Source organism: Phocaeicola acetigenes (genome assembly GCF_027529745.1).
GTDB lineage: Bacteria > Bacteroidota > Bacteroidia > Bacteroidales > Bacteroidaceae > Phocaeicola > Phocaeicola acetigenes.
The window spans coordinates 1-13,010 of record NZ_JAPZVM010000015.1 but is presented as its reverse complement, the minus strand read 5'-3'; the positions used below and the strand labels follow the sequence as shown (position 1 = coordinate 13,010).

Here is a 13,010-nt window from a genome sequence, read left to right as displayed (position 1 = left end):
AAGAAGAATAGATGATTCCTTTTTTGTAAGTGTATTAAAGGATAAGCTGTCGAAAAAATATTCTTGTGGCAAGCGATAGCATACGTAAGAAAAGCAAGTTGGGGTAGTTGAAGAGGCGTATGAAAGCCATCGGAGAGAGAAAATTTCACACTTTTATTACCATTTGCCTGCGCGATTATTCGCGTAAGCCTTCATTACAGGTCGCGTAAGGCTCCGATACTTGTAACAGAAGCTGCCGATACAAGTATCATCAGCCTCTGTTACAGGTTGGATATGATGTTGTAAAGCATGTATTTGCCTTATTTTAAAGGCTGTTTTCTCCTTTTTTCTTCTTCTGAGTGAAGATAAAGAAGAAAGTAGTGGTTAGCAGAAATCCTCAAATCTTCTCTAATTGTCAGAAAAATCGGTTTTTCTCTGACTTTTGGATTTTAGAAATTCTTCCACATTTCGAGTGCCTTATTTTCGGCCGCTTCCATGATTTCACGTTCGCCCGGACCTTTGTCGTTAATACCGCAAAGATGAAGAATACCGTGGATAATTACACGATACAACTCGGTGTTGTAGTCCGCTCCAAACTGTTCGGCATTGGTACGTACAGTATCCAGACTGATAAACAAATCCCCCGATATGCGGTTTCCTTCGCAATAGTCGAATGTAATGATATCTGTATAATAGTCGTGCTGCAGATACTGGCGGTTGACTTCCAGTATTTTTTCATCCGAGCAGAAGATGTAAGCAATATCTCCCGTTCTTTTCCCGTATGTTTCGGCTACAGCTTTAATCCATGCACTGGTTTCACGCTTGCGGATAGCAGGCATTTCAATGTCTTCGGTCTGATAAGTAATCATATATGTAAGTTTTTAATGAAAGAACAAATAACAGATAAAAATAGCAGAAATAATTCCGGCCAGATCGGCAAGTAATCCACAGGGAACAGCATGCCGCGTTTTAGTCACACCTACACTGCCGAAGTAAACTGCCAGAATATAGAATGTGGTATCGGTAGACCCCTGGAAGATGCACGACAGGCGGCCCACAAACGAATCGGCTCCATACGTGTTCATCGCATCAATCATAAGTCCTCTTGCTCCGCTTCCGCTTAAAGGTTTCATCAAGGCGGTAGGCAGTGCACCGGTAAAGTCGCTGTCTATTCCACACAGGCTGATGAGGCTGGCTACTCCCTGTATCAGGAAGTCCATGCATCCCGAAGCACGGAATACTCCGATTGCTACCAGAATAGCGACCAGATAAGGAATGATACGTACAGCAGTGGTAAATCCTTCTTTGGCACCTTCTACAAATGCATCGTATACATTGATTTTCTTGCGCATTCCTGCTACGATGAATCCTATGATAATGACAAACAGAAAGACATTGGCTGTCGTAGTAGAATACACATCAATCTGCTGGCGCGACAAGGTACTGAAAAGGTAGATGATGCCTGCAATGAAAAGACTGGTTCCTCCCAAAAACAACAGAATTGTCCGGTTGAGTAAGTTGATACGCTGATACAGACTCACGGCAATGATTCCGGCCAGTGTAGAGAAGAAAGTAGCCAGCAGGATGGGAACAAATACATCGGTAGGCTGGGCAGCTCCCAATTGTGCCCGATATACCATGATACTGATAGGAATCAGGGTGAGTCCGGAGGTATTCAGTACCAGAAACATAATCATGGGATTGCTTGCTGTGTCTTTTTTCGGGTTCAGCTCTTGAAGTCCCTCCATGGCTTTCAGTCCCAAAGGAGTGGCGGCATTGTCCAGTCCCAGCATATTGGCTGCCAGATTCATAAAGATACTTCCTGTTACCGGATGTCCTTTGGGAATATCGGGAAACAGTTTGCAGAACAATGGAGAAAGGAGACGTGAAAATACCCGGATGACTCCTCCCTGTTCGCCGATGCGCATGATACCCATCCAGAGAGAAAGTACACCGGTCAGTCCCAGCGAGATTTCGAATGCAGTTTTCGACGACTCGAACGTAGAGTTGATGATAGTGGGAAACACTTCCGTATTGCCGAAGAAAACCAGTTGGATGGCTGCCACCACAAAGGCAGCAATAAAAAAGGTAATCCAGATATAGTTTAATACCATTGTCTTTAGGTTTTTAAGTTTATGGTTCAGCAAGCAAACAGAATGATGCAACTGATACTTGCCCATGAATTATCCGGACAAAAATAGTGAAAGGCGAGCGCAGTACCAAGCCAAACGCTTGCTTTTGAGCAAAAGTAATACTGAGCTGCATCCTATCTTATCAAAAAATGAGGTAACTTTCATTAGAATCAGTTATTTTTGTTTCCATGAAAAAGCATAAATACCTTTTTATCCGGCGAATACTTTTGATGCTCCTCTTATTGGGAGTAATCGTTTTCCGTTTCATACCTGCTGCAGGCGAGTGGTATGCCCGTTGCATTTACCCTTCGGTTTCGTTGGTCTTATCGTGGATTACCTCGTGGATACCCTTTTCGTTAGACGAGTGGCTGGTAGTTTGGGCTGCTGTACTTCTGGTTGCATATCCGTTTTGGGCACGGAAGCATGGCAGGAAGTGGCGTTCGCTTTTGCTTGTTGAGGGAGAAATGGTACTGTGGATTTATGTCTGGTTCTATTGGGGGTGGGGAAACAATTATTTTCGCGACGGATTTTATCAGCGTGCAGAAGTAGCTCCCCGTGCTTATCACGAAGCAGAGTTCAAACAGTTTTTGCGTGAGTATACAGATAGCCTGAATGCTTCTTACTGTACTGAAACAGAAGAGGAGAGAGAAGACCTTCACCGGCATATCAAGCAATTGTATCGTACTGTGCCGTCCCGTTTCGGTCTGACAGTTCCTTACGATTTTCAGCATCCTAAATATACTTGCTTCAATATCCTGTATTCCAAAGTCGGTGTGTTGGGCTATATGGGACCGTTCTTTGCCGAGTCGCATGTCAACCGCGAACTGCTCCCCGTGCAATATCCTTTCACTTATGCACATGAGTTGTCGCACCTGCTGGGTATCAGCAGTGAAGCAGAAGCCAATTATTGGGCTTATCAGATTTGTACCCGCTCTCACCGCTCCTTTGTACGCTATAGCGGCTATTTCGGAATCCTTCCGTATGTAATTTTTAATGCACGTATGTTACTTGGCGAGTCCGATTATCAGGCTTGGATTAACACGCTCCGTCCGGAGGTTATTGCCCAATTGAAAGCAGAACGGGCCTATTGGGATGAACGCTACAGTCAAATGTTGGGCAAGATACAGTCTGCTGTTTACGAATTCTATCTGAAAGGAAACCGCATATCAGACGGACAGAAAAACTATGCAGAAGTGGTAGGAATGTTGCTTGCTTTGCCGGCAATTAGATAGAAAACTTGTATAAGACTTCTGTTTTTATTACGGTCGGTGGAATTGTATAACCGTTACAGATGTAATACAAAGGCAATAGATATTTTGGGGAGTCTCTTTTATCTTCTCAGATAAATATTTATCTTTAAAAAATCGGTAAATGGAAACAATATGAAATCAAAGTATTTTTGTGTAATTGGGATAATTGGCTCTATCTTGTTTTCATGTAAGCAAGGTGAGTCTGTTTCTCGTGTTCTATTAGATGAAATTTCTTTTTCAGAAAAAGAACAGGTGATAAATTGTGCCGGAAACCAGTTTTCTTTTGATTTATTTCGACAACTGTCTTCTCTGGATAGTGCAGAAAATATGTTTGTTTCTCCTTTTAGTGTATCTTGTGCTTTAGGAATGGTAAATTATGGAGCATCAGGTGTTACGCACCAGGAAATAATGGAGGTGATGCAAATACCTGATTCTGTAGCTTTAGTTTTGAATGCTTATCACCAGAAATTAATAGATGGTCTCCCTCGTCTTGATTCTTCTGTTACGGTGAAAATAGCAAATTCGATGTGGTTTAATAAAGAAGTACCGGTAAAAAAGCAGTTTATACAAAAGAATGCAATGTCGTATAAGGCTGTTTCTCATAATCTTGATTTTTCCAAATTAGAATCTGTTGATAAAATAAACGAATGGGTTAGTCGGCAAACAGAAGGCTGCATACGGAAATTTATGTCCAATCTTAGTTCTGACGAACTGCTGGTTTTGGTGAACTGTCTTTATTTCAAAGGAAAATGGAAGTTCCCTTTTGAAAAAAGTGAAACTCGTAAGGAGGTATTCTTTTGTGCAGATAAAACACAAGAGAGTGTGGAAATGATGCATCAGACAGCCTCTTTTTCATACCGTAAGAATGATTATTTCGAGATGGCTACCTTTCCTTATGGGAACAGTTCGTATGCAATGACTATTTTGTTACCTGACGTGAATAAATCTTGGAAAGAATGTATGGATGTACTGGATGGAAAAAGTTGGGAAACATGGATGACAGACTCTGTGGAAGAAGTATTGCTAGATGTAAAACTTCCCAAGTTGGTCTTGAAAAATAAATACCAGATGAATCGTGTTTTATCGGCAATGGGAATGTCCAATGCATTTACGGTACATGCCGATTTCACGAATCTGACAGATAGAAAACCTATGTGTATTGGAAAAGTTGAACATGCATCTTTTCTTGAGTTGAATGAACAGGAAACAAAGGCTGCTGCTGTAACAGGGATGACAGTTGTATTCGAATCTGAAATGATCCCTATTGAACCTGTAATTCCTTTTTATGCCAATCGTCCTTTTTTGCTCATTATTCATGAAATGGGTAATCATACAATATTATTTATTGGGAAAGTGTTTTGTCCCAATAAATAAATTACATTTGCAGGAGGAACACTATGCACTGTTGAATTTAGATAAATGATTTAAAAACAATGATACTCAATATTCTTCTTTTGATAGGCGGACTTGCCTTGATTCTTTTGGGAGCAAATGGGCTGACAGATGGAGCAGCCTCAGTAGCCAAACGCTTTCATATATCCGATCTGGTCATCGGACTTACCATTGTAGCTTTCGGAACTTCGGCTCCGGAACTGGTTATCAGTGTACTTTCGTCTATACAGGGAAGTGCGGAGATGGCTATTGGTAATGTAGTGGGAAGCAATATCTTCAATGTACTGATGATTATTGGCTGTACAGCCATGGTTCTTCCGATACAGGTAGGAAAAGGTACGATGAGCAAGGAGATACCATTGGTTATCCTTTCGGCACTGATGTTTGCTTGCTTTGCCAATGATGTATGGCTGGACGGGGGTGAGAAGAATGTCATCAGCCGTATCGACGGATTGGTGCTGCTGGGCTTTTTCCTGATATTCATGCGCTACACGTTTGCCATTGCCCGCAATGGAGAAGGACAGGAGGAAGAGCAGAAAGTCAAGGAATTGCCCGTCTGGAAATCTGTTCTGTATATTGTGGGAGGTTTGGCCGGACTGATTTTCGGTGGACAATGGTTTGTAGATGGAGCCAGTGGGGTAGCTCGTGCCTTGGGCGTAAGCGAATCTGTGATTGGCTTGACACTGGTAGCGGGAGGAACTTCCTTGCCCGAACTGGCCACTTCTGTAACAGCAGCCTTGAAAAAGAATCCGGGTATTGCCATCGGTAATGTAATAGGAAGCAATCTGTTCAACCTATTCTTTGTTTTGGGAATCAGTGCAAGCATCTCTCCACTTCCGATGGGTAACATCAACAATGTAGACATTGCCGTACTGGTAGCTTCTTCTGTACTCTTCTGGCTGGTAGGTTGGTTCTTTGAAAAGCGGACCATTACCCGTATTGAGGGAGCCTTGCTGGTGATTTGCTATGTGGTCTATACGGCTTGGCTCATTATGCAGCAATAGGCTCTAATCGGTCCATCGCAAGCCTATTATCAGGCGGTTAGGTACGAAAATGAAAGAATTAAAATTATTCTTCGGATAAAAAATATTATCTTTACCGCTTGAAATTTCAAGCATAATGAACAGATGGCCATTCTAATTAAAAAAGTAAGTAATAAAAAAGACCTTAAGCGTTTTATTCGTTTCAACTACGAGCTCTATAAAAACAATCCTTATTCAGTTCCCGACCTGTACGATGACATGGTAGGTACATTCAGTACAGAAAAGAATGCTGCATTTGAGTTTTGCGAAGCAGATTATTTCCTGGCTTACAAAGATGATAAGCTGGTAGGTCGTGTGGCTGCCATTATTAACCGTCGTGCGAATGAGACATGGAACAAGAAGGAAGTCCGCTTTGGATGGATTGATTTTGTGGATGATCCGGAAGTGTCGAAAGCGTTGCTTGATACTGTAGAAGCATGGGGAAAAGAACGCGGAATGGAAGCTATTGTAGGACCGTTGGGCTTTACTGATCTTGATGCAGAAGGTATGTTGGTAGAAGGATTCGACCAGCTGAGCACGATGTCGACCATTTACAATTATCCTTATTATCCCCAGCATATGGAACGTCTGGGCTTTGAGAAAGAAGCCGATTGGGTAGAATATAAGTTGACTGTGCCCGATAAACTGCCTGAAAAGTTTGTCCGTATTTCAGAAATTATCCTTCAGAAATATAATTTGAAAATCAGGAAACTGAAACGTAGCGAAATCAAAGAGAAAAACTACGGTCAGAAGATTTTTGATTTGATAAATGAGGCCTATGCTCCTTTGTATGGCTATTCCAAGATGACACAGGGGCAGATAAATCAATACATCAAAACCTATCTTCCTCTTATCGACCTTCGTATGGTTTCACTGGTAGAAGACGAAGCCGGAGAATTGGTTGCAGTGGGTATTTCGATGCCTTCTTTGTCTAAAGCTTTGCAGAAAGCCAAGGGAAAGATGCTTCCTTTCGGATGGTTCCATTTGTTGAAAGCCTTGTTTGTAAAGAAACCCGATGTGCTCGATTTGCTGTTGGTAGGAGTGAAGCCGGAGTATCAGAGCAAGGGAGTAAACGCATTGCTTTTCTATGATTTGGTTCCTACTTATCAGAAAATGGGCTTTAAATATGGAGAAAGTAATCCTGAACTTGAACTGAATAAAAAAGTGCAGGCACAATGGAGTGCGTTCGAATCTGTACAGCATAAGCGCCGTCGTGCTTTCCGTAAGAGTATTGACCGTTAAGAATTGACAATTGATAATGGACAATTGGCAAGAGAGGTCCTTTCGTCAACTTAAAAGAAATCGTATGGAAGAATTGAACGAACAACAAAATAGCTCTGTTTCCTATACCGAGGAGAACATCCGCCACCTGAGCGATATGGAACATGTACGTACCCGTCCGGGTATGTATATTGGCCGTCTGGGAGACGGTTCACAAGCCGAAGACGGTATTTATGTACTGCTCAAGGAGGTACTCGACAACAGTATTGACGAGTTCAAGATGGGAGCAGGAAAGCGGATTGATATCCAGATGGAGGACAATCTGCGTGTATCGGTGCGCGACTACGGTCGAGGTATTCCCTTGGGAAGTCTTGTCGATGCGGTGTCGATGCTGAATACCGGAGGAAAATATGATACAAAGGCATTCAAGAAGAGTGTCGGTCTGAATGGAGTAGGTGCCAAGGCTGTCAATGCGTTGAGTGCCCGCTTTGTGGCACGCAGTGTGCGCGATGGACAGATGCGTGAAGCGATATTCGAAAAAGGTAACTTGGTGAGCGATGTAACCGGTCCTACCGACGAAGAGCATGGTACCTATATCTTTTTCGAACCCGACAATACGCTGTTTCTGAATTACCATTTCCGTCCGGAATTCATCGAAACCATGTTGCGTAATTATACGTATCTGAACACCGGTTTGTCTATTTATTATAACCATCATCGTATTGTCAGCCGTAACGGGTTGGAAGACTTGCTGAACGATAATATGACAGCGCAGGGATTGTATCCTATTATCCATCTGAAGGATGAGGATATTGAGATAGCCTTTACTCATAGCCCGCAATATGGTGAGGAATATTACTCGTTTGTAAACGGACAGCATACTACGCAGGGTGGTACACATCAGAGTGCGTTTAAGGAACATATCGCACGTACCATCAAAGAGTTTTACGGAAAGAATCTGGAGTTTCAGGATATTCGTAACGGGCTGGTGGGAGCCATTGCTATTAATGTGATTGAGCCTACATTCGAAAGTCAGACCAAGATTAAGTTGGGTTCGCTGACTATGGCACCGGAGAAAGACTCTGATGGAAATCCGTATCCGCTTTCCGGTATCAGTGTCAATAAGTTCATTGGCGACTTTATCAAGGAAAAGGTAGACAACTATCTGCATCAGCATACCGATGTGGCAGAAATCCTGCTACAAAAGATTCAGGAGTCGGAAAAAGAGCGTAAAGCCATTGCCGGTGTGACCAAAATAGCTCGCGAGCGTGCCAAAAAGGCCAATTTGCACAACCGTAAATTGCGTGATTGCCGTATTCATCTGAACGATATAAAAGGAGCCAAGAAAGACGAGGATGACGACCCGCGTCTGGAAAGTTCTATCTTTATTACCGAGGGAGATTCTGCAAGTGGTTCTATTACCAAGAGCCGCGATGTCAATACGCAGGCAGTATTCAGTTTGCGTGGTAAACCGCTCAACTCTTACGGACTGACCAAGAAGGTGGTGTACGAGAACGAAGAATTCAACCTTTTGCAGGCTGCTCTGAATATTGAAGATGGACTGGACGGTTTGCGTTATAATAAGGTAATTGTAGCAACCGATGCCGATGTCGACGGTATGCATATTCGTCTGCTGATGATTACTTTCTTCCTTCAGTTCTTCCCCGATTTGATTAAGAAAGGGCATGTATACATTCTGCAGACCCCTTTGTTCCGTGTGCGCAACCGTAAAAAAGGAGTATACGAAACGATTTACTGCTATTCGGAAGACGAACGTCTGGCGGCCATCGAGAAACTGGGACCTAATCCGGAAATCACCCGATTCAAAGGTTTGGGAGAGATTTCGCCGGATGAATTCCGTAACTTCATTGGCAAAGATATGCGTCTGGAACAGGTTACCTTGCGCAAAACCGATGCCGTGAAAGAGTTGTTGGCTTTCTATATGGGTAAGAATACTATGGAACGTCAGAATTTTATTATTGATAACCTGGTAGTAGAAGAAGATATTGTTTGAAAATGAAAAGAGCCATATTTCCCGGTACATTCGATCCGTTTACTATCGGGCATTATTCTGTGGTGCAGCGTGCACTGACCTTTATGGATGAGGTAATTATCAGTATTGGTATCAATGAAAGCAAACGGACCTGTTTTCCTACGGAAAAGAGAGTAGAGATGATTCGGAAACTTTACGCAGATGAGCCTCGTGTAAAGGTAGAAGCTTACGATGGACTGACCGTCGACTTTGCTTTGCAACATGAAGCACAGGTCATTATTCGTGGTATCCGTACCGTACGCGATTTCGAGTACGAAGAAACCATTGCCGATATTAACCGTAAGCTTTCGGGCATTGAAACCATTCTGCTTTTTACGGAACCGGAACTTACTTCAGTAAGCTCCACTATCGTTCGCGAGCTTCTTCAGTTCGGAAAAGACGTAACCCCTTTCTTGCCGGAGGGCATGGATATTAATTTGTAGTAGATAAAATAATCTTGTGAGGTAATATTCCTCAAGAAATGTAAAATGACTTTTTATGTATCATTACATTTCTTGAGGAATTTTTTGTATCTTTATATTATTTTATTTAAATTGGCGGCTCTTTTGAAATAGAAAGTAATATTAATGTTGGCTTGTGCTATTTAATTATTAATTAATATCAGCTATTTATTTGTTATTCGTTGTTTTATGGCATGTAATATTAATTATCTGTTATGTGCAATAGATGTAAACTTTTTTAGATAAATTAAATTAAGGAGGAAGTGGATTTATGAAGAAGAAACACATTGGTGCCGACAAGCATCGTAGATTGCTGTTTGGGGGGATGGCTGTACTCACGTTTATGACTTGTACGAATATGCCTTTAGAAGTACAAGCAAGTGATTTTAACTCTGCAAATAGTATATCAATAGATAAAACATTAACTGTAAAAGGTTGTGTTACTGATGAGAATGGAGAACCCATTATAGGTGCCAACGTAATTGTGAAAGGAACAGGACGTGGTACGATAACAGATATTGATGGAAAGTATGTATTGAAAGTAGCTCCAGGTGAAACATTGGTTTTTTCTTTTGTTGGAATGGAGAACAAGGAGATAAAAGTAAAATCTTCTCAAACAGTCATCAATGTAGAAATGAACTCCAATACTACCATGTTGGAAGATGTGGTAGTAACTGGTTACCAGACTCTGTCGAAAGAGCGTGCAACAGGTGCTTATTCTGTATTAACAGAAAAAAGTACAAAGGGAAAGTTGGAGACTAATATCATGTCTCGTATTGAAGGAATGGTGGCTGGTATCAATCGTACTGCAAACAGCGATGAATCCATAGTCATTCGTGGTATTACCACTATTAATGAAAAAACAACTCCTCTTTATGTGGTAGATGGTATGCCTTTTGAAGGTGATTTGTCTTCTATAAACCCTTCCGACGTACAAAATATAACAGTATTGAAGGATGCTGCAGCAAGTTCTATTTATGGTGCGAGAGCAGCAAATGGAGTTATTGTAATTACTACCAAACGTGGTCAGCAGGGTAAAACCCGTGTAACTTATGATGGAAGTGTAAAGTTTACTCCCAAACCCGATTTGGACTATTTGAATTTAATGAGTAGCTCTGAATTGGTGGATATGCAGATAGAGGGATTCAATTATTATCATACAGATTATGAAAACCTTAATAAGCGAAGTTCTTTAAATCCTGTAGTTTCTTTGCTCTATCAACATGAACAAGGGCAATTGTCCGATCAGCAACTTGCAGATGCATTGGTGCCTTATCGTACAATGGATAACCGGAAACAGATAGAAGATGAATTTGCCCGGGTAGGCATTGTACACCAGCATAATGTGTCAATTTCAGGAGGAACTGAAAAGAACCGCTATATAGCATCTGTCAATTATACGGGTAACTATGGCAATCAAAGATATCAAAGTTCCAGCCGTTTGGGTTTCAATGTAAAGGATGATATGCAGTTCTTTAATTGGTTGTCGGCATATGTGGGTGTTTCCGGCAGTTTTACAAAAAGTAAAGGAGATACAGGTGCTAAAAGCAGTTATGTTTCTTTGATGCAAAGCTATCCCAGTTACTATATGCTAAGAGATGAGGCTGGAAATGCTTTGAACTGGCAGACAGGAAAATCTGATTATGAATTGAATCGTTTGCTCTCCATTGGATTGATGGATGAACACTATAATCCGATTAATAACCGTTCGTTGGAAAACTATGAAAACAACAGCAACTACTACCGTATCTTTGCCGGTTTGAACTTTAAGTTGATGGAAGGTCTTACATTCGATTTGAAATATCAGACAGAAAGTACCTTTAGCAAGAATCGTACATTGTACAGTGGTGAGTCTTATCAAGTCAGAAGTATGGTAAATAATGCTGCTCAGTACGATGCTGCAAGCCAGACACTTACTTTGAATATACCTAAAGGCGGGCAGTTGTCGGAATACAGAGGAGATATTTATGCCTATACGTTGCGCGGGCAGTTGAACTTCAATCGCACCTTTAAAGAAAAACACAGCGTAACAGCCTTGGCGGGTGCAGAACGCAGATTAGTTCGTTCGTCTTCTACCAATGGTTATTATGTAGGTTATGATGATAATAGTCTGGCATTTACTCCTATCAATCCATTGATATTCGAACCTTTGAACGGAACAGAATCTTTAAACGGCTTTTTTAATTGGAGTTATACCGACTATAATTATTTGCAATACGATGAAGACCGTTATGTATCATTTTATTTAAATGGTTCTTATACATACGACGAACGCTATTCTTTGACAGCAAGTATGCGTATAGACCAGTCTAACTTATTTGGTACTGATCCTAAGTATCAGTATCGTCCTTTATGGTCTGTCGGAGGAAGCTGGCAGTTAGGTAACGAAGAATTCATGAAAGACCAGGAATGGATCGACCGTTTGAATGTACGTCTTACATACGGTATTGGTGGTAATGTTCCCAAGAGTGCAGGTCCTTATTTGAGTATTGAAAATACAGGTTACAATAGTTGGGTAAACGGTATCGGTTCTACTATTTCCAATCCACCCAATGATCAGTTGCGTTGGGAGAAAACTTCTTCTACCAATGTGGGTGTTGACTTTTCAATTTTCCGTTCCCGTTTAAGTGGTAGCATTGATTTCTATCATAAATATACCACAGACTTGTTGGGAACACGTAATGCAGACCCTACATTGGGCTGGGCTACTTTGTTGCAGAACTATGGTACGATGTACAATCGTGGTGTAGAAATTTCTTTGCAAAGTATTAATCTGGAAACTAAAGACTTTACTTGGGGTACTAATTTTACGTTTAGCTATAACAAGAACAAATTGCTTAATCTGGAAGGAACAAAGGAAAGTGTATTCAATTACTCTGCTTACAATGTAGCTGCAGTAGGTTATCCTTTGAACAGCTTGTTCAGTTACCGTTATGCAGGATTAAGTCCGGAAGACGGAAGTGTACTGGTATACGACAAGGATGGAAACAAAGTTTCTCAGGTAAGTTCTGTAGAAGATTTGGTTTATTCCGGTACACGTACTCCAAAATATTCGGCATCGTTGAAGAACTTCTTCCGTTATAAAGACTTTGATTTGTCTTTCATGTTCGTGTACTATGGAGGTCATGTAATGCGTGACATCACTTCTTCTTATCTGTCTGGTGCTCCTAGTGCCAATTTGAATCGTGTAAACTTGAATCACTGGAGAAAGCCGGGAGATGAAAATATTCCGGGAGTTGGACCGGCATTCAATCGTAATATGTATTATACCAATGCTCAGGCATGGTATTCTGCCGATGTACACGTCAAACGTGCCGATTATATTAAACTTCGTGACATTTCTCTCAGCTATAATTTGCCTAAGAAATGGTTACGTAAATATGCAATAGAGTCTGCTTCTGTGATTTGTCAGATAAGCGATGCATGGTGGTGGGCTGCCAACGGTGATATTGATCCGGAAGCTTATTCGGCTACAGGTGGTTATGGTAGAGGTGAATTGACATTGCCTAACCCTACTACTT

At 41.4% G+C, this 13,010-nt stretch carries 9 protein-coding genes; 7 read left to right on the top strand and 2 right to left on the bottom strand.

Going from position 1 to position 13,010, the window contains the following annotated elements; translation table 11 throughout:
• Positions 1-428: 428 nt before the first annotated feature.
• Together ybeY and O6P32_RS12890 are read right to left on the bottom strand one after the other, a co-directional pair.
• Complete coding sequence (gene ybeY, locus O6P32_RS12895) at positions 429-848, bottom strand: rRNA maturation RNase YbeY (protein WP_269878922.1); 420 nt, start codon at positions 846-848, stop codon at positions 429-431.
• 12 nt (positions 849-860) lie between these two features.
• Positions 861-2,093: a nucleoside recognition domain-containing protein gene (locus O6P32_RS12890; RefSeq protein ID WP_269878921.1), complete on the bottom strand. Its 1,233-nt coding sequence runs from the start codon at positions 2,091-2,093 to the stop codon at positions 861-863.
• Positions 2,094-2,299: 206 nt separating this feature from the next.
• On the opposite strand from O6P32_RS12890, the gene O6P32_RS12885 reads away from it, so the two are divergent.
• The 7 genes from O6P32_RS12885 to O6P32_RS12855 form a co-directional block, all read left to right on the top strand.
• Complete coding sequence (locus O6P32_RS12885; RefSeq protein WP_269878920.1) at positions 2,300-3,343, top strand: DUF3810 domain-containing protein; 1,044 nt, start codon at positions 2,300-2,302, stop codon at positions 3,341-3,343.
• A gap of 150 nt (positions 3,344-3,493) precedes the next feature.
• Positions 3,494-4,735, top strand: a complete 1,242-nt coding sequence (locus O6P32_RS12880; protein ID WP_269878919.1) for a serpin family protein — start codon at positions 3,494-3,496, stop codon at positions 4,733-4,735.
• Between the two features lie 62 nt (positions 4,736-4,797).
• Entirely contained in the window at positions 4,798-5,757 is a 960-nt protein-coding gene (locus O6P32_RS12875) for a calcium/sodium antiporter (RefSeq protein WP_269878939.1), read from the top strand.
• 123 nt (positions 5,758-5,880) lie between these two features.
• Positions 5,881-7,017, top strand: coding sequence for an N-acetyltransferase (locus O6P32_RS12870; RefSeq protein ID WP_269878918.1), 1,137 nt, complete (start codon positions 5,881-5,883; stop codon positions 7,015-7,017).
• Positions 7,018-7,081: 64 nt separating this feature from the next.
• Complete coding sequence (locus O6P32_RS12865) at positions 7,082-9,010, top strand: DNA topoisomerase IV subunit B (protein ID WP_269878916.1); 1,929 nt, start codon at positions 7,082-7,084, stop codon at positions 9,008-9,010.
• A gap of 2 nt (positions 9,011-9,012) precedes the next feature.
• A complete protein-coding gene (gene coaD / locus O6P32_RS12860; RefSeq protein WP_269878915.1) occupies positions 9,013-9,471 on the top strand; it encodes a pantetheine-phosphate adenylyltransferase in 459 nt (152 codons plus the stop codon).
• 289 nt (positions 9,472-9,760) lie between these two features.
• Positions 9,761-13,010: SusC/RagA family TonB-linked outer membrane protein (locus O6P32_RS12855; RefSeq protein ID WP_269878913.1), on the top strand; the 3,250-nt coding region annotated here is incomplete at its 3' end.